The following is a 20,676-nucleotide window of genomic DNA, read 5'->3' on the forward strand; positions in this document are numbered from 1 at the left end:
TTCGATGGCCGAGCGAAAGCAAGGTGATCAAGCGACGGGCGTCCGGTCGGCGGTCATCACCCAGACCAAGCCGAAGACGCAGAAGCCTTCGCTGTATCGTGTACTGCTGCTGAACGACGACTACACGCCGATGGAGTTCGTCGTCTATGTCCTGGAGCAGTACTTCCATAAGTCGCGCGAAGACGCGACGCGGATCATGCTGCACGTCCACCAGCACGGTGTCGGCGTCTGCGGCGTGTTCACCTACGAAGTGGCGGAAACAAAGGTGGCCCAGGTCGTTGATACCGCCAGGCGGCATCAGCACCCGCTTCAATGCACCATGGAAAAGGACTAGGCCCCGTTGCCGTCATTCTCGCGCCAGCTCGAAGAGACCCTCCACCGCGCCGTCGCTTTCGCCAATCAGCGCAAGCATGAATACGCGACGCTGGAGCATCTCCTGCTGTCTCTCATCGACGATGAGGACTCCGCCGGGGTGATGCGCGCTTGCGATGTGGATCTCGCCGCGCTGCGCACCACCCTCACCAACTATGTCGACAACGAGCTGCGCTCGCTGGTCGTGGACGACGGCGAGGACGCCAAGCCCACCTCCTCCTTCCAGCGCGTGATCCAGCGCGCGGTGATCCATGTGCAGTCGTCCGGTCGCGAAGAAGTGACCGGAGCGAACGTGCTGGTGGCGATCTTCTCCGAGCGCGAGAGCCACGCCGCCTATTTCCTGCAAGAGCAGGACATGACCCGCTACGATGCGGTCAATTACATCGCCCACGGCATCGCCAAGAAGGCCGGCCACGACCAGCCCAAGCCGGTGAAAGGCGCCGAGGACGAGGACAAGGCGCCGGTCAAAACCGGCGGCGAGGCGCTCGAGGCCTACTGCATCAACCTCAACGAGAAGGCCAAGCAGGGCAAGGTCGACCCGCTGATCGGCCGGGCGGCCGAGGTGGAGCGCTGCATCCAGATCCTCTGCCGACGCACCAAGAACAATCCCCTGCTGGTGGGCGACCCCGGCGTGGGCAAGACCGCCATCGCCGAGGGCCTGGCCCGCAAGATCGTCAACGGCCAGGTGCCGGACGTGCTCTCCGGCTCGACCATCTTCTCGCTCGACATGGGCGCGCTCCTGGCGGGCACCCGCTACCGCGGCGACTTTGAGGAGCGCGTGAAGCAGGTGGTCAAGGAGTTGGAGAACCACCCCGACGCCATCCTGTTCATCGACGAGATTCACACGGTGATCGGCGCCGGCGCCACCAGCGGCGGGGCGATGGACGCCTCGAACCTGCTGAAGCCGGCCCTCGCCTCCGGCAGCCTGCGGTGCATGGGCTCGACGACCTACAAGGAGTTCCGCCAGCACTTCGAGAAGGATCGGGCGCTGGTCCGCCGGTTCCAGAAGATCGACGTGAACGAGCCGACGATCGACGACACGATCAAGATCCTCAAGGGCCTGAAGACCTATTACGAGGAGTTCCACAAGCTCCGCTACACCAACGACGCCATCAAGTCGGCGGTGGAGCTGTCGGCCAAGTACATCACCGACCGCAAGCTGCCGGACAAGGCCATCGACATCATCGACGAGGCCGGCGCCAGCCAGATGCTGCTGCCGGAAGGCCGGCGGAAGAAGACCATCGGCGTGAAGGAGGTCGAGGCCGTCGTCGCCAAGATCGCCCGCATCCCGCCCAAGTCGGTCTCCAAGTCCGACACAGAGGCGCTGAAGCAGCTGGAAAGCGACCTGAAGCGTGCGGTCTACGGCCAGGAAGACGCCATCGAGCAGCTCAGCGCCGCCATGAAGATGGCGCGCGCCGGCCTGCGCGACCCGAACAAGCCGATCGGCTGCTACCTGTTCTCAGGCCCCACCGGCACCGGCAAGACCGAGACGGCCCGGCAACTGGCCTCGACCATGGGCATCGAACTCCTGCGCTTCGACATGTCGGAGTACATGGAGCGCCACACGGTCAGCCGCCTGATCGGCGCGCCTCCCGGCTATGTGGGCTTCGATCAGGGCGGCCTGCTGACCGACGCGGTCGACCAGCATCCGCACGCGGTCGTGCTGCTCGACGAAATCGAGAAGGCCCATCCGGACGTCTTCAACATCCTGCTGCAGGTCATGGACCACGGCGTGCTGACCGACGCCAACGGCAAGAAGGTCGACTTCCGCAACGTGGTCCTGATCATGACCACCAATGCGGGGGCCTCCGACGCTCAGCGCAACGCCATCGGCTTCGGCCGCGGCAAGGCGGAGGACGAAGTGGATGAGGCGCTCAAGCGCCTGTTCACCCCGGAGTTCCGCAACCGCCTGGACGCCATCGTTCAGTTCAAGGCGCTGACACCGGAAATCATCCGCCAGGTGGTGCAGAAGTTCGTCATGCAGCTGGAGGCCCAGCTGGCCGACCGTCACGTCACCATCGAGACCTCGGAAGAAGCCGCCGACTGGCTGGCCAAGAACGGCTTCGACGAGCTCTACGGCGCCCGGCCGCTGGCCCGGACGATCCAGGAGCACATCAAGAAGCCGCTGGCCGACGAGATCCTGTTCGGCAAGCTGGTCAAGGGCGGCCACGTCAAGGTGGTGCTCAAGGACGGCAAGCTCGGCTTCGAGATCGAAGGCGACGACCGGGCGCCCGGCGCGCCGATCATCGAAACTCCGACCGAGGAGTCGGCGGCCGAACTCGCCGACTGACCCTGCGGGACTCCCCATGTGGCCCCTTCCCTCTCCCGCCGTGCGGGAGAGGGTGTCCGAAGGACGGGTGAGGGCGAGGCGCAGCCGAGGCCGCCGCCAGGCGGGCGGCGCGAAGCGGCGCTAGAACTTGCAGCATCCGAGACTGGCGCCTTTCGGCGCCAGCGGCCTCGCCGCCCTCGCGGCTGGCGCCGCTCGCCCTCACCTGGCCTTCGGCCTGTCCTCTCCCGCGAGCGGGAGAGGAGATATTCGTGATCACATCACGGCGGGCTCGCGCGCGAGGTCGCGGCGGAGGGCTTCGATCACTAGGTGTTTCGGCAACCGCACCGGCCGCCAGCCGCGTCGCGGCCAGCGGGGCAGTCCGGTGCGCAGGTTGGGCGGTAAGCGCACGTGCAGCCGACCGGCCTCCACATCGGACAGCATCGGCGTGTAGTAGATGCAGTTCTCGAAGTAGTTGTGGACGACGAGGCTCCGCCGGGTGGCGCCCGGCTTCTCGATCGGCGCTCCGCCGTGCGCCAGGTTGGCCGCCCAGACGAAAGCCCACCCCTTCTTGATCAGAGCCTGGCTACGGGGCAGGCCGGACGCCTCGATAGCCGCGGCGTAGCGCGGCACATAGGCGGCGACGTAGTCGTCATAGGTGGGCTCGGGATTGTTCACGCCGGCCCCGCGCATGGTCATGACCGGCAGCTTGTGGCTGCCCGGATAGTAGATCAGCGGCCCGGCTTCGGGGCGCACATCCTCCAGGGCGATCCAGACGCCGCACATGAACCGCTCGGGCGCGGAGTGGAAATGGATGGTGTCGGAATGGACGCCCTGCTGGCTGCCCTGCCGGAAGTTGAGCGTCTGGAAGGGAAACGGGTCGCGGCCGTAGGCGGCCTTCAACAAGCGACGCATCTTCGGCCAGGTGGCGAGCCTGCGCACCGCCGGGCTGCGGTACCAGGCATCCTGGACTCGACTGACGCCCTCGACGAAATAAGGCTCGGTCTCCGCCACCGCCTGGTCGCAGAGGCGGCGCGCCTCGTCTCCCAGGTCCACCGCCACGACGCCGTCGCGCGCGAAATCGCGGATGAAGGACTCCGTCTCCGGGTCGAACCTCGAACGGGCCAGATAGGGCTCAAGGTCGTCGGACTCGAACCACGGCGCGACCGCCTTGCGCCGGCCCAATGAAAAGAGACCCAAGGAACGCTCCAAGCTTGACCTTAGGCCTACAAGATGACCTCGCGTGCGCCCTATGCAAGGCTTGGGTCAGTCGATTTTCGCCGCGATCTGCTCCGCCAGAGCCTTCAGCTCGGCAGGATCGGCCATGCCGCCGGAAGCATGGCGCCCGACCGGCACGCCCTCCCAGCGAGGGATGATGTGGAAGTGCAGGTGGAAGATGGTCTGGCCGGCCGGCGCGCCATTGAACTGGGTCACCACGATCCCGTCCGGCGTCAGGGCCGCGCGCACCGCCCGGGTCACCCGCTGCACGCCCAGGATCAGCGGCTGCAGCGCCTCTGGCTCTACATCGAGCAGATTGCGCGCTTTAGAGTGCTTCGGGATCACCAGGGTGTGGCCCTTGGACTGGGGGAAGACGTCCATGAAGGCGAAGACGTGGCCGTCCTCGAACACCTTGGCGCAGGGCGCCTCGCCCCGCAGGATCTTCGCGAAGATGTTGCCGTCGTCGTAGGTCCCGTCCAGGCTCATGATCCGCTCCTCTGCTTCAGCCGAGGTGGTAACAGGAAGGGGCAAGCCATGGGAACCGTCCGGCCGCACCTGACCGAGCGCCAGGAGAAGTGGTTCGCCTCCGTCCACGCCGGATTGGAGCGCGACACCGGCAAGACCCTCGCCGAATGGGTGGCCATCGCCCGCGCCTGTCCCGAGACGAAGCACAGGGCGCGCCTCGCCTGGCTGCGCACCCATCATGGCCTGGGCGTCAACCGCGCCTCTTACGTCCTCTCCGAAGCCTTTCCCTCGGAGGATCGCTGGGACCAGCCGAACACGCTGCGCTCGAAACTCTGGACCGACCCTGCGGCCCTGGCGATCCTGGAAGCGCTGGAGGCCGCCGTAGCTCCCCTGCCCGGCCTGGTGGTCGGTCAGCGCAAGGGCTTCACCGCCTTTTCCAGCAAAGTCCAATTCGCCGCCGCCAAACCGCTGAAGGACAGGCGCGTGGCGCTCGGCCTCGCCGTGGAGCCGGCGGCCGATCCCCGACTGCAGCCGCCGAAGAACGAGAGCTGGTCGGAACGGCTGAAATCGAAGCTGATCCTGGCGGATCCAACAGAGGTGGACGCCTCGGTCTTCGCCCTCCTGAAGGCGGCCTGGGCCCGGTCCTGACCGTCAGCCGCCGTCGCGACGGAACGGCGAAAACTCCTCCGCCAGCCACTCCATCTCGCCGTCCACCGCCGCCCGTTCGCGTTCCACGAAATCGGCTACCGGCGCGCGCAGCCGCGGATCGGCGATGTAGTGGGCGGAACGCACCGGAACCGGCAGATAGCCGCGGGCGATCTTGTGCTGACCCTGCGCGCCCGCCTCCACCCGCCCCAGCCCGCGGGCGATCGCCCACTCGATGGCCTGGTAGTAGCAAAGCTCGAAATGCAGGAAGGGCACGTCCACGATACAGCCCCAGTTGCGGCCATAGAGGCAGTCGCCGCCGATCAGGTTCAAGGCGCCGGCGATCCAGCGGCCGCCGCGCCGCGCCATGACCAGCAGCACCCGGTCGGCCATCCGCTCGCCCAACAGGGAGAAGAACCGGCGGTTCAGGTACGGTCGCCCCCATTTGCGCGAGCCGGTGTCCATGTAGAAGGCGAAGAAGGCGTCCCAGTGATCTTCGGTGAGATCTCCGCCCGTGAGGCAGGCGATCTCGTCGACCCCGACCTGGGCCTCGCGCCGCTCCCGCCGGATCGTCTTTCGCCGGCCGGAGGAGAGCGCGCCCAGGAAATCCTCGAAGTCTCCATAGCCGGGATTGCGCCAGTGGTACTGCTGGCCCTGGCGCAGCAGCAGGCCCTGCTCGCCCATCCACGACCACTCGGCCTCGGTCGGAAAGTTCACGTGCAGGGAGGAGGCGTCGTAGCGCTCGCAGACCGCCAACGCCCCGCCCAGGAGGATCGCCCGGGCCTGGCCCGGATCCACGTCGGGCCGAACCAGCAGCCTGGGCCCGGTGACCGGTGTGAACGGGGCCGCCGAGATCAGCTTCGGATAATAGGTTCCGCCGGCCCGCTCATAGGCGTCGGCCCAGGCATGGTCGAAGACGTATTCGCCCTGGCTGTGGGACTTCAGGTAAAGCGGCATGACCGCCGCCACGCGGCCCGCCTCGTCCTCCACCGACAGGTGCTGGGGGCCCCACCCGGCCCGCTCCACCGCACAGCCCGCCTGTTCGGCGATGTCCAGGAAGTCGAAGGCCACGAACGGGTTGGCGGCGTAGTCTGGATTGCCCGCGCAGGCGTCCCACGCCTCGCACCCCACCTCGGCGATTCGGCGGTGGACCTGGACCGCCGGCTTGAGGTTCACGCCCGGAAGCCCTCGAAGATCAGGTTGTCGCAGTGCGCCTTCACGCCGTCCCACTGGTCCTGCGAACGAACGGTCCAGGCGACCACGGGCATCCCCTGCTCGCGCAGCTCGGCGGCGCGGGGATTGGGCAGCATGTCGACGCTGAGCGCCAGGAAGTGAGGCCGGGCGATCTCCACGTGCTCCAGGCGGGCGAAGGCGGCGCGTTCCTCCTCGGCCAGTTGCGGCGCACGCTTGTAGTCATAGGAGTCGAGGCCACGAAGCACGCCCGGAAACCGCTCGGCGAACCAGGCGTGGGAATAGGGATTGAAGCCGATCACGCAGACCGGGCCGGCGTGGTCGATCAGGACCTCGTGGACGCGCCGCTCCAACGGCCCGACCTCGCCGTAGGGGGTCTTGAGCTCCACATGCACCATGGCGCGGTGGCCGACGATGGCCATGGTCTCCAGAAGGGTCGGAATCCGCTCGTCGGAGCCCGCGAGGCGGAGTTCGGCCAGATCGGCGGCGGAATGGTCCTTCACCCGCCCCTCCGCGCCGGTCATCCGCTTGAGCTCAGCGTCATGGAAGACCATGGCCTCGCCGTCGGCGGAGAGCTGGACGTCGAGCTCGATGCCGTAGCCGGCCTGGCACGCGGCCTGGAACGCGCCCAGGCTGTTCTCCGGCGGGCCGTCGGGTGACCACAGGCCGCGATGCGCCACCGGCGGGTGGAAAAGAAGATCCCAGGCCTCGCCGAACCGGGCCCTCACCGGACCTCCACCACCGCATCGACCTCAACGGCGAAGTTCAGCGGCAGGCGATAGACGCCGACGGCGGAGCGGGCGTGGCGGCCGGCGTCGCCGAAGGCCTCGACCATCAGGTCCGAACAGCCGTTGACCACCTGCGGGATGTCGAAGAAATCAGCGCCCGCCTGGACGAAGCCCCCCAGCTTCACCACCCGCGCCACGCGATCGAGGTCGCCGTCGCAGGCGGCCTTCATCTGCGACAGCAGGTTGATCCCGCACAGCCGGGCCGCGCCTTTGGCGGTCTCCAGGTCGACGTCCTCGCCGACGACGCCGCGGACGCCGCCGGCGGCGTCCACCGACACCTGACCGGAGATGTGCACCAGCGCGCCGCTTCGTACGAAGGGCACATAGTTGGCGACGGGCGGATTGGGCTTGGGAAGCGTGATCCCGAGGGCGAGCAGACGGTCTTCGACGGCGGACATGGCCGCAGGTCTAGCGCCGGCGTGGGAAAGAGAAAAGGCCCGCGCAAGCTGCGCGGGCCTTTCCTGGGAGGAACCCCCACCCGTAGGCGGAGGCGACTGGAGCTTGGCTTAGCGAGCGGCTTGGAAACGCTCGACCGCGGCCGTCACGCGCTCGTTCAGCGGCTTCATGCTGTCCTTCATCGAGGCGGAGACGATCTCCGACATCTTGCCGACCTGAGCCATGTAGGTCTCCAGGGCCGACTTGGCGAAGGCGGTTTGCAGTTCGACCACTTCCTGCACCGACTTGGCGCCAGCGAGCGACTTGGCAGCGTTCATGTTGGCTTCGACCGATGCCTTGGAGAAGGCCATGGCCTCGGCGCCCAGGGCTTCGGCGCCCTTGGTGGCGGCGGTCACCGAAGCGATGACGGCTTCCAGGTTCTTCTTGGAGTGGGTGTTGACCTCGTTGAGGTTCGCCAGGGACTTCTCGACGGCGTCCTTGAAGGCGACATTGCCGGCGGCGGTGAATTGCTCGACGGTGGTCTTGACGGTTTCGGCGGCGGCCATGGGGTAACTCCTTGGGCGGGGGCTTGGAGCGGCTGTCACTGCATTGCAAACAATGTCGGGCACATTGCCCTTGAACTCGCGGCGGTTTTCTCATGTTGCAGTGCAGCAGTCAAGCGGATTTTTGTGCAGCGCACAAAAACCCATCACGCGAGATTTGATCGCCCCTCCCGCGACAAAACGGCGCCATTCAACACCTGTTTACCCTCACGCAACGCGATTGGAGGCATGCTAGGGTCTCGCAAGGGCGCAGTTTCGCCCTCCACAAACCTTTGATTCGACGGACGAACCCGATGCTCGAGCGCGCCCGCCGCCTGTTCGCTTCCCTCGCTCTCGGAGCGGTCACGGCTATCGCCCCGGCCGCCGCCACCAGCGCCCAGGCTCAAATTCCGTATACCGAGCTCTCCGCCAGCGAACCGAAGTACGCGGCGATCGTGGTCGATGCGACCAGCGGAGAAGTCCTGTACGCCAAACGCGCAGACAGCCCGCGATATCCCGCCTCGATCACCAAGGTGATGACGCTCTACCTGGCCTTCGAGGCCCTGGCCGCGGGGCGCATCAAGCTGGACGACCCCGTCGTCGTATCCCCGCGGGCCGCGGCCCAGGCGCCGACCAAGCTCGGCCTGAAGGCGGGCGAGAGCCTCACGGTCGAACAGGCCATGCTGTCGCTCGCCACCAAGTCGGCCAACGACATCGCCGTGGCGCTGGCGGAAACCCTGGGCGGCACCGAAAGCCGTTTCGCCGCGATGATGACCCTGCGCGCGCGCGAACTGGGCATGACCCAGACCCGCTTCGTGAACGCCTCGGGCCTGCCAGATAGCCGCCAGATCTCTACAGCGCGCGACCTCGCCATCCTGTCGCGCGCGGTGATGCGAGACTATCCGCAGTATTACGACCTGTTCAGCACTCGGAACTTCACCTTCCGCGGGACGTCCATGCGGAACCACAACGGGATGCTGAACTCCGTGCCCGGCGTGGACGGCATCAAGACCGGCTACACCAACGCTTCGGGCTACAACATCGCGGTCTCGGCGGTGCGCGACAATCGGCGCCTGATCACGGTGGTGCTGGGCGCGCCCTCGACGGCGGCCCGCAACCAGAACGCCGAGCAGCTGCTCCTCACCGGCTTTGACGTGATGAACCGGCGCAGCCGCGGCGAGTTGATCACCGTGGCCCAGACCATCTTCGAGCCCGAGCCGATGAACGCCATCTCGCGCCCCTCCTACCAGCAGGGCGACAGCGACGTTCAACTGACGTCCGCTCCAGCTCCCGCGGCGGCGCGGCCGCCGGCCCAGGGCGCCGCCCGGAGCGGAAACTGGATCGTCCAGGTGGGCGCCTTCAAGTCCAAGGCGGACGCTACGGAGCAGCTCGGCTTCGTCACCAAGCGGTTCGGCGCCCACTTCGCCGGCGCCAAGCGCCTGCCGCCGGACAAGCAGGGCGGAACCTATCGCGCCCGTTTCACCGGCTTCACCGAAGCCTCCGCCAAGCAGGCCTGCAGCGCCATGAAGGCCAAGCGCCTGGACTGCATGGTGGTCCGGCCGGGCTAAGCCCCTACCCCTTCAGCAGCCGGTCCCGGGCGGCGTTGAGCTGGGCGGCGAGCCCGCTGGTGCCGCCCTTGTCGGGATGGGCCATGCGCATCAGGCGCGAATAGGCGGCCTGGATCTCGTCGGGCGTCGCATCAGGGCCGACACCCAGGATCGAGCGAGCCTCGGCTTCACTGAGCTTTTCGGATCGCCGCGCGGAAGACCCGCCGCTGGCGGGTCCAAGGCCGGCGCGGCGGGTGGAGACGGCCAGCCACAGCCCCAGCACCACCATGGCTATGGCCCACGGCCAGCCGCCCTTCAGCGCCGAGAACGCCGCGCCGGTGAAGGCGGCGAGCGCCAGGGCGCCGGACAGCAGCCGCCATTCGCGCCGCTTCAGGATCACCCCGCCCCGGCTCAGCCAGAGGATCGCGACCAAGGCCGCGCAGCCGAGCCCGAGATAGAGCACCGGCCTATTCGGCCGCCATCAGCGCGCCGCGCGGGACCGTCTCCAGGCCGAGCGACGTCATCAGCGCCCGCAACTCCTGGCGCGCGGCCACGTGCTGCAGGCCCATGGCCACGGGGCGGATGGTCGGCGACAGGTCGGCGATGGTCAGGCCGAAGGGGAAGAGCTCGCGATAGATCACCCGGTCGCGCAAGCCAGGCCCCACGCGGAACCCGACCCGGCGGGAGAGCGCCTGCACCCGCTGGTCCAGCCGCTTGCGGTTGCGGGCTTCGGTGGGCGCCAGGCGATTGCGCAGCACCACCCAGTCGATGGAGCGACCCGAGGCCGCCGCGCGGGCCTTGCGGCTGTTCCACACGGTTTCGGAATAGAGGCTGGGCCGTTTCAGGTCCAAGGTGACCGGATCGACGACGCCCAGCATGTCGAAGTCGACGAAGCTGTCGTTCATGGGGGTGACGATCAGGTCGGCCAAGCCGTGCGCCGCCCGGCTGACGGCGGTGTCGCCGCCGGGGGTGTCGATCAGCACGAAGTCAGCCTGGGCCGAGACGTCCTCGAAGGCGGCCTCGAACCGGGCCAGCGCCTCGGCGTCCGGCGCGGCGGCCAGGTCGGCGCTCAAGGGATGCAGCACCGGCATGGGCGCTTCGGCCTTGTTGGCGGCGAGCCAAGCCTGGCGGTTGGCGAAGAAGTGGCCGACCGACTGCTGGCGCAGGTCGAGATCGAGCACGCCCACGCGGGCGCCCGCGTGCAGAAGGCTGGCGGCCACGTGGATGGCGATGGTGGACTTGCCGGCTCCGCCCTTCTCGTTGCCGACGACGATCACCTTCGGTTGGGACATCGAATCACACTCCAACGGCGGCTGGCGCCGATTCATTGGGTTAACAGGACCCTTACGCCGAGTCGCCGTCAACGCGCGTGACGTCGCGTCCTGTGGATGGAATGGACGCCGCGCCCGGCCCGCGCCATAAGCGCCACGCCCAAGACCGGAGTCGCCGATGCCGCCGCCCCTCCCCGTCGCCCGCACCGTGGCCGAACTGCGCGTCGCCGTGGCCGGGTGGAAGCGCGCCGGCGAACGGGTGGCCATGGTTCCGACCATGGGCGCGCTGCACGAGGGGCACCTGTCGCTGGTCACGCTCGCGCGAACTCGGGCGGAACGGGTGGTGGCCAGCGTCTTCGTCAATCCGACCCAGTTCGGCCCCAACGAGGATTTCGACGCCTATCCCCGCGACGAACAGCGCGACGCGGCGCTGCTGGCGGGAGCGGGCTGCGACCTCCTCTATGCCCCTGGCGTTGCGGAGATGTACGCCAACGGCTTCTCCACCACAGTCACCGTCTCCGGCGTCACCGAGCACCTGGACGGGATCGCCCGCCCCGGCCATTTCGCGGGCGTGGCCACGGTGGTGACCAAGCTGCTGCTGCAGTGTGGGCCGGATCTCGCAGTGTTCGGCGAGAAGGACTACCAGCAGCTCCAGGTGATCAAGCGCCTGGTTCGCGATCTGGACATTCCGGTGGAGGTTCTCGGCGCGCCCACCGCGCGGGCCGAGGACGGCCTGGCCCTCTCCTCCCGCAACGCCTATCTGACGCCGCCTGAGCGCGAGATCGCCGGCCGGCTGAACCGCGCCCTCGCCGACGCCGTGGACCGCCTGCGCGAGGGCGTCTCGGTGGAGCGGGTGGAGGCGACCGGCCGCGCGGCCTTGGAGCGCGCCGGCTTCCAGAAGACCGACTATTTCGAGGTGCGCCACGCCGAGACCCTGGAGCGCCTCGATCCCGGCCCGCTCCAGGCGCCCGCCCGCGTGCTGGCCGCGGCGATCATCGGTCGCACGCGCCTCATCGACAACATGGCGGTCTGAGCTTCACCAGGCTCCGGCTTCGCGCAGGCGACGGGCGAGATCGCTCGGCATCTCCTCGTCGGAAGCCTCGCCGAGGTCGGGCGGCGCGTCCTCGGTCCGCAGATAACGCCAGCCCTGGAAGGCGCGCCTGGGGGTCGGCGCCACGCGCACCACCTGCGGCTCCAGGGTCACCTCGCAGCGGGCGTTTACGCCCTCGCCCACCGTGTCGACCGCCAGGATCGGCTGGCGGCAGAGGATCACCCCCTTGAAAACGCGGTAGAGAGAGCCCCCTTCCAACAACTCCGCGGCCCGCTTGGGTGTCTGGCGCGTGCGCATGATCCACGGGCCGCCACGGCTTTCATGCCAGGCCAGCAGCTCCTCGACGGTGTCGAGGCCCACCACCAGCTTGATCATGTGCAGGGGCATGGAGACCCTATTACTGCGCCCAGCTCGGCTTGCGGCGCTCCAGGAAGGCGCGCACGCCCTCCTGCCCCTCCGCCTCCACCCGCGCGCGGGCGATGCGGCGGGAGGTCTCCTCCATCACCTCGTCCAGCGGGCGATAGGCGACGTCGGCCACCAGCTGCTTGGCGGCGGCCACGGCGCCCGGCGCGCAGGCCATCATCTCCTCGGCGATGCGCTCCGCGGCTTCGGAGAGCGCCTGGGCGTCAGCCACCACCTCGGTGATCAGGCCGATCTTCTCGGCGAAGGCGGCGTCGAACACCCGTCCCGTGGCGAAGAGGCCCCGCGCCCGACGCGGGCCGATGGCGTCGATCACATAGGGACTGATGGTCGCGGGGATGAGGCCGAGGCGCACTTCCGAGAAGCTGAATTTCGCGTCCGCCGTGGCGATGGCCAGGTCGCAGGCCGCGGCCACGCCCGCCCCGCCGCCGAACGCCCCGCCCTCGACCAGGGCCACGGTCAACGCCGGAATGTCCGCGAGGCTCTTCAGCATCCTGGCCATCTCGAAGGCGTCGTCGCGGTTGTCCCGCTCGGTCCGATCGGCGGCTTCGCGCATCCAGTCGAGGTCGGCGCCGGCGCTGAACATGCCGCCCGCCCCGCGCAGGAACACCACCCGCACCGCTTCCTGCTCGTCCAGGGTGGTGAAGGCCTCGTGCATGGCGGCGATGAGCCGGGCGTCGAAGGCGTTCTTCCGTTCGGGTCGATTGAGCGTGACGGTCACCACACCGGCCGGCGTGGCGTCGATCCGAACCAAATCGGAGGTGGCGTCGGTATCGGGGATCTCGACGAAGGGGTCGGCGATGGGGTTGGTCATGCGCAGCGCTCCTCTGACGCCAATGAAACGCCGAACCGGCCTTGGGGTCGATGCGGAAGGCGACGGCGAAGCCATAGCCGCCCGGCGCGGCGCGCGCTAGGCTCCGCCCTTGTGGCCAGCCTCCCGGACATTCCCACGAACTCCGCGCTCGCGCGACTGTTCGAGACCGAGCGCGCCCAGGGCGAGGCGGCCTGGTTCTCGCTGCCGGGCGGAGCGACCCTCTACAAGGCCGGCGAACCCGCCGACCACCTCTATTTCGTCCGCGCCGGGCGGCTGGGCGCCTTCCGCCACGAGGAAGGCTCCGAACCCCAGTTCCTGGGCGTCATCCGGCCCGGCGAACCGGCCGGGGAGATGTCGCTGATCGCTGGCGCGCCGCATTCGGCCGAGGTGGTCGCACTGCGGGACTCCGAAATCTTCGCCCTGCCCCGCGACGCCTTCTTCGACGCCTGCGAGGCCGACGCCACGGTGATGACCGAGCTCGCCCGCCTGATGATCCGGCGCACCCGGCAGGCGGCGACCAAGGCCTCCATCGGCGAGCCCTCGGTCTTCGGCTTCGTGGCCGTCGGCCCGCCGCTGGCCGTCCGCCCGATGGTCGAGCGCATCGGACGCGAGATCGGCAAGCTCGGCTATTCGGTGACGGTGATCGGCGCCGAGGCCCAATCGGCCCCCACCGAGTGGTTCTCGGAAGTCGAGCGGGACTACGACTTCGTGCTCTACGCCGCGGAGTCCGACGATCTCGGCTGGCGACCTGTCGTGGGGCGCCAGGTCGACCGGCTTTTCCTGATCGGGCGCGGCGATGCGGCCCCGCCCCGCGGCGGGCTGGGTTACGCCGCCGATCCGCTGCAGTCGCAGAACCTCGTGGACCTGATCCTCGTTCAGAAGCGCGATACCGTCCGCCCCGCTGGCTCGGAGGCCTGGATGCAGGCGGCGCGGCCCGCACGCCTGTTCCACCTGCGGCGCGACCATGGGGAGGACGTGCGGCGCATCGCGCGGGTTCTGGCCGGCCAGTCGGTGGGCCTGGTGCTCTCCGGCGGCGGTGCGCGCGCCTACGCCCATGTGGGCGCGATCCGCGCCCTGCAGGAGCGCGGCGTGCCGATCGACTTTATCGGCGGGGTCTCCATGGGGGCGATCGTCGGCGCGGGCCTGGCCATGGGCTGGGGCCAGGCGGAGATGGAGACGCGCATCCGCGCCGCTTTCGTCGACACCAGCCCGCTCGACGACATCGCCTTTCCGCTGCTGGCCATGACCCGGGGCGACAAGGTCAAGGAGCGGCTGGCCCAGCATTTCGACGACGTGCAGATCGCCGACCTGTGGCTGCCCTATTTCTGTCTGTCCTCGAACCTGACCACCGGCGCCTATCACCTGCACAGGAGCGGGCGCCTGCGCGACGCCCTGCGCGCCACCATCGCCCTGCCCGGCGTGCTGCCGCCGGCCACCACGGCCGACGACAACGTGCTCGTGGACGGCGCGGTCATCAAGAACTTCCCCGCCGACGTGATGCGCACCGCGCACCTGGGGCCGGTGGTGGGCGTCGACGTCAGCCGCGGGCGCTCGATCACCGCCACCGACGTGGCCCGTCCGGAATCGGTCTGGCGCTGGATCGCCTCGGGCCAGTGGCGCAAGGGCCCGCCCATCGTCTCCTTGCTGATGCGGGCGGCCACCGTCTCCACCAGCCGCGACCTCGCGGCGGCGCGGGAAGCCACCGACGTCCTGATCACGCCCGATGTGGCCGGCGTCGAAATCCGCGACTGGTCGGCGTTCGAACCGGCCGTCGCCGCCGGCTACAAGGCGACGCTGGAAGCGCTGGACCGGCTGGAGCGGCCCGTCGCCGAGCTCCGCCGCCGGGAGAGCCGGCACGAGTCGGCCGCCTGAACGGTTCAGGCGCCGGAAAACCACACATCCGCGGCGAAATCGCCCAGGCCGGCGGCCGGCATTTGCGACTCAGGGCTAGCCGGCCCATATTCGAATTCCTGTTCAAACAGCTGAAAGGAGGTGATCCAGTGTCTCATAGTTTCATCCGCAATGCGGACACCCGGACCTGGACCTCCGCTAACGAGGTCCGCGCCTAAGCCTCTGTTTCGGCAAAGGTTCGGCACCGCGCTGCGGTCCGACTATGGAAAGGCCGGTCCCGACAACGGGCCGGCCTTTCGCATTTCTGGCCTCAACGCCAACCGGTCGCGCGGGCGGCGGCCTCGGCCTCGCCGTCCAGCGGCTCGCCGGCGATCGCATCGTCCACCGCCGCCAGCACCGCAGGCGGGGCCGCGGAAGCGGCCATGCGGTATTCGCCGGATTGGGCCTGGTAAGCGGCGGCGATGCGCACCGCCCAGCCGCCGCCGTCCTTGCAGGCCAAACCGGCGAGCGCGTCCTTTTCGATGGCGAAGGTCCGGCAATAGGCGCCTTGGCGGTCGCGGAAGGACAGGCCGATGCGAATTGGGCCGGGCTCGGCGGCGAGCTGGCTTTCCAGCGCCCCGGCCAGGGCCCCCTGGGCCAGCAGTTCCCCCCCACGGCTCGCGAACGGCGAAGGCTCGATCAGCAGGCGCCCCACGAACACCCCCGCGACGAGGCAAGCGGCCATCGCCGCCCACTGTGGTGGGCCCCAGGCGCCCAGTCGGCCGAAGTGCGGGCGAACCACCACGGCCGCCGTCGCCGCCTCGGCCAGCCGTTCGGGAACCGGCTCCTTCAGCACCTCGGCGAAGGCGCCGCCGACGGCCTGGCGCAGTTCGGCGTGGCGCGCCACCCGCTCGGCGAGATCGGGATCGGCGGCCATCGCGGTTTCGAAAGCCTCGGCCTGCGCCGCGTCCAACTCGCCATCCACATAGGCCAGGATCGTGGCTTCGTCGGTCATGGCCGCGCCTCCCCCTGCAATTGCGCCAGCAGGGCCTGGCGGCCGCGCACCAGCCGGCTGGTCAGCGTGCCCATCGGCGTCTCCATCACCTGGGCGGCCTCGGCGTAGGACAGGCCCTCGATCAGCACCAGGGCCACCGCCATGCGCTGGTCCTCCGGCAGGCGGATCAGGGCGCGTTCGACCTCGGCGACCTCCAGCCGGCGCTCGGCCGCGGCGGCGCCCTCGTCGCCCACCCGCTCCCCCGCCTCGGCAGGTGCAAACACGCCATCCCGCCGGCGGCGGGCGCGGGTTTCGTCGATCCAGGCGTTCTTCATGATGCGAAACATCCAGCTGTCCAGGCGGGTGCCCTCGATCCATTGGCCCTGCCGAGCCAGGGCGCGTTCCACCGTCAGCTGCACCAGGTCGTCGGCGTCGGCCGGGTCGCGGGCGAGCACCCGCGCAAACCGCCGAAGCCTCGGCAGGAGCTCGACCATCTGGCGCTGGAATGCGTTCAAGAGCAGCCTCTGTCGAAGGATGAAACGCTCCGCCGGGCGCGTTTCATCCATAGCGCACTTGATAAACCTCGCCGTGGATCGCCGCATGCCCCCTCGCCCCAAGATCGGAGCCCGCCGCCTAAGCCTCGCCCTCGGCATGGCGCTGGCCCTGGCCGGCCCCGCGGGCGCGCAGATCGGCGGCGTTCTGCCTGGCAGGCTCCCGACCCCCGCCCTGCCCCCGGTGGCGGTGCGCACGCCCGATCCGGCGCCCGTGCTGGAAACCGGCCGTGGCCTCACCCGCCGGGCGCTGACGACGGCGCGCCAGCTCCGCCTGGATGCGCTCGTTCGGGATCACCCGGATCTCATCGAGCGGGATCGCGCAGGCGCTCCTGTGGTCCGCGGCGAGGTGCTGGCCATCTCCCCCACGCGGGAATCCTTGGCGCGGCTCGAGGCGGCGGGGTTCGGCGTCAAGCGTAGAGCCGCGCTCGAGCCGCTCGGCCTCGACCTGGTGGTCCTGACGGCCCCGCCCGACTTGGCCGGACCGGCGGCGCTGGACCAGGCCCGCAAGCTGGACCCCGGGGGCGATTACGACCTCAACCACATCTATTCGGAGGCAGGCGCCGGCGGCGCCCGCGCCCCCTCTTCCTCGCGAGGAGCAACGCAGGCTGCGCGGATCGGAATGATCGACTCCGGCTTTGACCCGCGCCATCCGGCGCTCGCCGCCGCCCACATAGCGCAGCGCGGCTTCGCGCCCGGCGGCGTGACGCCCCACGGGCACGGGTTGGCCGTCGCAAGCCTGTTGGCCGGCGCTCAGCCGCCCTTTCGCGGCGCGGTCCCGGGCGCCGCCCTCTACGCCGCCGACGTCTATGGCTCGACGCCTGCCGGCGGTTCGGCCGCGAGCCTCGCCCAAGCCCTGGCCTGGATGGCCGAAGTCCACGCCCCGGTGGTGAACATCAGCCTGGTGGGACCACCGAACCGCACCCTGGAAGCCGCCGTCCGCGCCCTGAGGGCCCGGGGCCATCTGCTGGTGGCGCCGGTCGGCAACGACGGGCCGGCCGCCTCACCCCTCTATCCAGCAGCCTATCCAGGCGTGATCGCCGTCACCGCGGTGGACGGCCGCCGGCGGCGGTTGCCGGAGGCCGGGCGCCCGCCGCGGGTCGATTTCGCCGCGCCGGGTGCCGACCTGGCCGCGCCCGCGGGGGCGGGCGGCTTCGTGGCGTTGCGAGGCACGTCCTTCGCCGCGCCCATCGTCGCGGGGCGACTCGCACTCCGGCTGGCCGCGCCCGACCCTGCGCAGGCCGCCCAGGCGGTGGAGGCGCTCAGCCGGGAGGCCCAGGATCTCGGCGCCCGTGGGCCCGACCCCGTGTATGGCCGCGGCCTCGTGGGCGCCGACCTCGTCGTGACGCCCCGGGCGGCCGCGGCCCGCGGCCTGCTGACCGGACGCTGATTTCTTTTTTCCATCCGCCGGGATGAATCCGAAGCGCGCGGTCGTTGGACCCTGCGAGAGGCCGGCTGCGGCCTCGATGAACCGCAGGAGACCACAATGCGCACCAAGACCACCATCGCCATCGCCGCAGGCGCCGCCCTCCTCTTCGGCGGCGCGGCTCACGCGCAGCTGCTGGGCGGGACTCTGGGAGGCTCGGGCTCGGCGCTCGGCGGCGTGACCGGCGGCCTCGGCGGCCTGACCGGCTCGGCGGCCGGATCGCTCACGGGCTCCGGCGCGCTCGGCGCCGACACCGGCCGCGTCGGCTCGCGCCTCGACGAAGCCCGCGGCGGACTGACCGACCGGACGACCCGGCTGCGGGATCGGGCCGGCGAGGCGGGGGCTGAAGCGCGCGGCCAGGCCCGCAAGGCGCGGCGCGGCGTCGAAGGCGCCCTCGACCAGGCCACGGCCCTGGAAGGCGCGGCGCAAGGCGCCGCCGACGCGGCCCTCGACGCCTCCTCCAACGGCGTCGGCTTCGACGCCGCCGGCGACGCCTCGGGCGCGGCTCAGGGCGGCGGGGCCGCCGAAGCCTCGGCGAGCGGCGGCGGGCAGGCTTCGGGCTCGGCTTCCCGCAGCGGCGCGCGGGCCAACGTCGCCGCCGAAGGCTCCGCGCAAGGCGCCGCCTCCCAGCCCCGCTAGGGCCATACTGACATCGCGGCGCGGCGAACGGAGAGGCCCGAGAGGGCGCGCCGCCGCCGTCGGTGAGGAAGGCCGCCGGATCGCTCCGGCGGCCTTTCGCATGGGCCGTTACCTCGCAGGTCATGGAGCCGGCGCGACCGGCAGGTTACCTAAGCGGCATGAACACGACATCCGCCGCCGTCGGCCACCACATCCGCGAATGGCGCCAGCGCCGCCGCCTGAGCCAGATGGACCTGGCGCTGGAGGCCGAGATCTCGACCCGCCACCTCTCCTTCCTGGAAACCGGCCGCGCGCAACCGAGCCGGGAGATGGTGCTGCGGCTGGCCGACCAGCTCGAGATTCCCTTGCGGGAGCGCAATGTGATCCTGGTCGCCGCCGGGTTCGCACCGGTCTTCCCGCAGCGGGGGCTGGACGACCCGGCCCTCGCCGCCGCCCGCCGGGCGGTGGAGATCATCCTGAAGGGCCACGAACCGCATCCAGCGCTCGCCGTGGACCGGGCCTGGAACCTGGTCAGCGCCAACCGCATGGTCGCGCCGCTGATGGCCGGCGCCGATCCCGACCTCCTGCAGCCGCCGGTCAATGTGCTGCGCCTGGCCCTGCATCCCCGCGGGCTGGGACCGCGCGTGGCCAATTTCAACGAATGGCGGACCCATATCGTCGAGCGCCTGCGCCGGGAGGTGGAGCTGACCGCCGATCCGCGGCTGGTCGAACTTCTGACCGAGATCAGGGCCTATCCGATCGCCGAGGGCGAGCCCCCCGGCGGCCGCGACGAGTATGGCGGCGTCGCGGTTCCCTTTCGGCTGCGGACGCCGCAGGGGGAGCTTTCGTTCTTCACGACGACGACGGTGTTCGGCACGCCGGTGGATGTGACCCTTCAGGAACTGACCCTGGAGACCTTTTTTCCTGCCGACGAGGCCACCGCCCGGGCGATGACAGCGCTCGCCGCGACGGCGCCCTGAAGGCGCCCTGGCGCAGCCGCATTCGAAGCTCTGCGTTGTGGCTGCAGAACCAGTTCGGAGAGCCCGCCTTGAAACTGCCCGCCGTCGCCCTCGCCGGCCTTCTGATCGCCGCACCCGCGGCTCATGCCCAGCCCGCGCCGGCGCCCGCCCTGCAGATCGCGCCGGGCGCCACCCTCCTCAACGTCACCGCCGAAGGGCGCAGCCGCCGCGCCCCCGACGTGGCGCACTTCTCGGCCGGCGTGGTGACGCAGGCCAAGACGGCCGCCGAGGCCCTGACCGCAAACGCCCGGCGCATGGATGCGGTGATCGCCGCCCTGAAGCGGGCCGGCGTTCCCGACCGGGACATCCAGACCTCCAGCCTCAACGTCCAGCCGCAGTACCACTATCCGGAGCGTGACCCGACGCCGCGCCGCGATCCCGACCTGCCGCGCCCGGAACCGGAAGGGCCGCGGATCGTCGGCTACGAAGCCCGCAACACCGTGCAGGTGCGCGTGCGGCGGCTCGATGGGCTGGGGCGCATCATCGACACCCTGGTCGGAGCCGGGGCGAACCAGGTGGACGGTCCGAACTTCTCCGTGGAGGACCATGACGCCGCCTTGGACGAGGCGCGCACCCAGGCGATGCGGAGGGCGCGGGAGCGCGCGGAGCTCTATGCGGGGGCGGCGGGCCTGCGGGTCAACCGCATCGTCGCGATCAGCGAACAAGGCGGCTACTACCCCGTCGTGCAGGAGGTGATGGTCACCGCTCAGCGCTTCGGAGCGGGCGCGCCTCCGCCGCCGCCCTCGCCGGTCCAGCCCGGCGAAGTGGCGCTGGGCGTCAACCTGACGGTCCAGTTCGAACTCGCGCCGCGCTGAGCCGGTCAGAAGGCGACGCAGGCTTCCTGGGTGACCAGCAGCACCGATTCCTGACCGAACCGGTCCTTGTAGGCCTTGCGGATCTCCTCGACCTTGCGCATCCGGCCTTCCCCCTTCGGGATGACCAGCACGACGATCTTCGAGGCTTCGCGGATCAGAACGTTCTCCGCACCCTTCCACTGTCCGCCGCCTTCCAGCACCGTCAGGCCGGTGGGGAAGCGCGGCGTGACGACCTCGTCCAGGAAGCGCTGGAAGTCTTCCTGGCTCACCGCGGGGCGATCGCCGATGTTGCGGCCGAAAAAGAGTTGGGCGGTGCGCATCGGTTCCTGCCCCGCCGGACAGACGGGCGCCGGGGCGGGCGGCGGCGCGCTGGCGCACGCGCTCAGGCTGAGCGCCGCTCCGGCCAGAAGCCCCAGACCCGTCCCGATCCGTCCCATGCCGCCCGCCTTAGCACGCCC

General features: G+C 70.0%; 23 protein-coding genes. 10 read left to right on the plus strand and 13 right to left on the minus strand.

Going from position 1 to position 20,676, the window contains the following annotated elements:
- Positions 1 to 4: 4 nt before the first annotated feature.
- Positions 5 to 334 carry an ATP-dependent Clp protease adapter ClpS gene (gene clpS, locus ACK41C_RS16905; RefSeq protein ID WP_409656587.1) on the plus strand — a complete coding sequence of 110 codons (330 nt, stop codon included), beginning with the start codon at positions 5 to 7 and terminating at the stop codon, positions 332 to 334.
- Between the two features lie 6 nt (positions 335 to 340).
- Positions 341 to 2,662, plus strand: coding sequence for an ATP-dependent Clp protease ATP-binding subunit ClpA (gene clpA / locus ACK41C_RS16910; RefSeq protein WP_409656589.1), 2,322 nt, complete (start codon positions 341 to 343; stop codon positions 2,660 to 2,662).
- Positions 2,663 to 2,914: 252 nt separating this feature from the next.
- On the opposite strand, the gene ACK41C_RS16915 is transcribed toward clpA, so the two are convergent.
- The gene (locus tag ACK41C_RS16915; protein ID WP_409656591.1) at positions 2,915 to 3,838 is read right to left on the minus strand and encodes a phytanoyl-CoA dioxygenase family protein; all 924 of its coding nucleotides are present in this window, start codon (positions 3,836 to 3,838) and stop codon (positions 2,915 to 2,917) included.
- Positions 3,839 to 3,904: 66 nt separating this feature from the next.
- Positions 3,905 to 4,342, minus strand: coding sequence for an HIT family protein (locus ACK41C_RS16920; RefSeq protein ID WP_409656593.1), 438 nt, complete (start codon positions 4,340 to 4,342; stop codon positions 3,905 to 3,907).
- A 48-nt stretch (positions 4,343 to 4,390) separates the two neighbouring features.
- On the opposite strand from ACK41C_RS16920, the gene ACK41C_RS16925 reads away from it, so the two are divergent.
- On the plus strand, positions 4,391 to 4,969 hold the full coding sequence (locus ACK41C_RS16925; protein WP_409656595.1) for a DUF4287 domain-containing protein: 579 nt from the start codon (positions 4,391 to 4,393) through the stop codon (positions 4,967 to 4,969).
- Positions 4,970 to 4,972: 3 nt separating this feature from the next.
- On the opposite strand, the gene ACK41C_RS16930 is transcribed toward ACK41C_RS16925, so the two are convergent.
- From ACK41C_RS16930 to ACK41C_RS16945, 4 genes are all read right to left on the minus strand, one after another.
- Entirely contained in the window at positions 4,973 to 6,142 is a 1,170-nt protein-coding gene (locus ACK41C_RS16930; RefSeq protein ID WP_409656596.1) for a GNAT family N-acetyltransferase, read from the minus strand.
- Positions 6,139 to 6,885, minus strand: a complete 747-nt coding sequence (locus ACK41C_RS16935; protein ID WP_409656598.1) for a glycerophosphodiester phosphodiesterase — start codon at positions 6,883 to 6,885, stop codon at positions 6,139 to 6,141. The genes ACK41C_RS16930 and ACK41C_RS16935 overlap by 4 nt, the downstream gene beginning before the upstream one ends.
- A complete protein-coding gene (locus tag ACK41C_RS16940; RefSeq protein WP_409656600.1) occupies positions 6,882 to 7,343 on the minus strand; it encodes a RidA family protein in 462 nt (153 codons plus the stop codon). The genes ACK41C_RS16935 and ACK41C_RS16940 overlap by 4 nt, the downstream gene beginning before the upstream one ends.
- A gap of 108 nt (positions 7,344 to 7,451) precedes the next feature.
- Entirely contained in the window at positions 7,452 to 7,886 is a 435-nt protein-coding gene (locus tag ACK41C_RS16945; protein WP_409656602.1) for a phasin family protein, read from the minus strand.
- Between the two features lie 290 nt (positions 7,887 to 8,176).
- Between ACK41C_RS16945 and ACK41C_RS16950 the strand changes: the two genes are divergently transcribed.
- Positions 8,177 to 9,430 carry a D-alanyl-D-alanine carboxypeptidase gene (locus tag ACK41C_RS16950; RefSeq protein ID WP_409656604.1) on the plus strand — a complete coding sequence of 418 codons (1,254 nt, stop codon included), beginning with the start codon at positions 8,177 to 8,179 and terminating at the stop codon, positions 9,428 to 9,430.
- A gap of 4 nt (positions 9,431 to 9,434) precedes the next feature.
- Here the strand turns inward: ACK41C_RS16950 and ACK41C_RS16955 are convergent, their stop codons facing one another.
- Complete coding sequence (locus tag ACK41C_RS16955; RefSeq protein ID WP_409656606.1) at positions 9,435 to 9,872, minus strand: J domain-containing protein; 438 nt, start codon at positions 9,870 to 9,872, stop codon at positions 9,435 to 9,437.
- 4 nt (positions 9,873 to 9,876) lie between these two features.
- Positions 9,877 to 10,701, minus strand: coding sequence for a division plane positioning ATPase MipZ (locus ACK41C_RS16960; RefSeq protein ID WP_409656608.1), 825 nt, complete (start codon positions 10,699 to 10,701; stop codon positions 9,877 to 9,879).
- Between the two features lie 157 nt (positions 10,702 to 10,858).
- Here ACK41C_RS16960 and panC point away from each other — a divergent pair, with 157 nt between their 5' ends.
- Positions 10,859 to 11,713, plus strand: coding sequence for a pantoate--beta-alanine ligase (gene panC, locus ACK41C_RS16965; RefSeq protein ID WP_409656610.1), 855 nt, complete (start codon positions 10,859 to 10,861; stop codon positions 11,711 to 11,713).
- A gap of 3 nt (positions 11,714 to 11,716) precedes the next feature.
- Here panC and ACK41C_RS16970 read toward each other — a convergent pair whose 3' ends face one another.
- Both ACK41C_RS16970 and ACK41C_RS16975 read right to left on the minus strand, forming a co-directional pair.
- The gene (locus ACK41C_RS16970) at positions 11,717 to 12,118 is read right to left on the minus strand and encodes a DUF1489 family protein (RefSeq protein WP_409656612.1); all 402 of its coding nucleotides are present in this window, start codon (positions 12,116 to 12,118) and stop codon (positions 11,717 to 11,719) included.
- Between the two features lie 10 nt (positions 12,119 to 12,128).
- Positions 12,129 to 12,965: an enoyl-CoA hydratase-related protein gene (locus ACK41C_RS16975; protein ID WP_409656614.1), complete on the minus strand. Its 837-nt coding sequence runs from the start codon at positions 12,963 to 12,965 to the stop codon at positions 12,129 to 12,131.
- Positions 12,966 to 13,076: 111 nt separating this feature from the next.
- Between ACK41C_RS16975 and ACK41C_RS16980 the strand changes: the two genes are divergently transcribed.
- The gene (locus ACK41C_RS16980) at positions 13,077 to 14,837 is read left to right on the plus strand and encodes a patatin-like phospholipase family protein (RefSeq protein WP_409656616.1); all 1,761 of its coding nucleotides are present in this window, start codon (positions 13,077 to 13,079) and stop codon (positions 14,835 to 14,837) included.
- Between the two features lie 289 nt (positions 14,838 to 15,126).
- Here ACK41C_RS16980 and ACK41C_RS16985 read toward each other — a convergent pair whose 3' ends face one another.
- Complete coding sequence (locus tag ACK41C_RS16985; RefSeq protein ID WP_409656618.1) at positions 15,127 to 15,810, minus strand: anti-sigma factor family protein; 684 nt, start codon at positions 15,808 to 15,810, stop codon at positions 15,127 to 15,129.
- On the minus strand, positions 15,807 to 16,304 hold the full coding sequence (locus ACK41C_RS16990) for a sigma-70 family RNA polymerase sigma factor (protein ID WP_409656620.1): 498 nt from the start codon (positions 16,302 to 16,304) through the stop codon (positions 15,807 to 15,809). Before ACK41C_RS16990 ends, ACK41C_RS16985 begins: the two co-directional genes overlap by 4 nt.
- An 85-nt stretch (positions 16,305 to 16,389) precedes the next feature.
- On the opposite strand from ACK41C_RS16990, the gene ACK41C_RS16995 reads away from it, so the two are divergent.
- The 4 genes from ACK41C_RS16995 (at position 16,390) to ACK41C_RS17010 (ending at position 20,218) form a co-directional block, all read left to right on the plus strand.
- Positions 16,390 to 17,730 carry a S8 family serine peptidase gene (locus ACK41C_RS16995; RefSeq protein WP_409656622.1) on the plus strand — a complete coding sequence of 447 codons (1,341 nt, stop codon included), beginning with the start codon at positions 16,390 to 16,392 and terminating at the stop codon, positions 17,728 to 17,730.
- 96 nt (positions 17,731 to 17,826) lie between these two features.
- The gene (locus ACK41C_RS17000) at positions 17,827 to 18,405 is read left to right on the plus strand and encodes a hypothetical protein (protein WP_409656624.1); all 579 of its coding nucleotides are present in this window, start codon (positions 17,827 to 17,829) and stop codon (positions 18,403 to 18,405) included.
- Positions 18,406 to 18,563: 158 nt separating this feature from the next.
- Positions 18,564 to 19,364 (plus strand): helix-turn-helix domain-containing protein, encoded by an 801-nt coding sequence (locus tag ACK41C_RS17005; RefSeq protein WP_409656626.1) that lies wholly within the window; start codon positions 18,564 to 18,566, stop codon positions 19,362 to 19,364.
- A gap of 68 nt (positions 19,365 to 19,432) precedes the next feature.
- Positions 19,433 to 20,218, plus strand: coding sequence for an SIMPL domain-containing protein (locus ACK41C_RS17010; protein WP_409656628.1), 786 nt, complete (start codon positions 19,433 to 19,435; stop codon positions 20,216 to 20,218).
- 5 nt (positions 20,219 to 20,223) lie between these two features.
- Here the strand turns inward: ACK41C_RS17010 and ACK41C_RS17015 are convergent, their stop codons facing one another.
- Positions 20,224 to 20,655, minus strand: a complete 432-nt coding sequence (locus tag ACK41C_RS17015; RefSeq protein WP_409656630.1) for a DUF3574 domain-containing protein — start codon at positions 20,653 to 20,655, stop codon at positions 20,224 to 20,226.
- Positions 20,656 to 20,676: the final 21 nt, after the last annotated feature.

This window comes from Phenylobacterium sp., assembly GCF_046290725.1.
Taxonomy (GTDB): domain Bacteria; phylum Pseudomonadota; class Alphaproteobacteria; order Caulobacterales; family Caulobacteraceae; genus Phenylobacterium.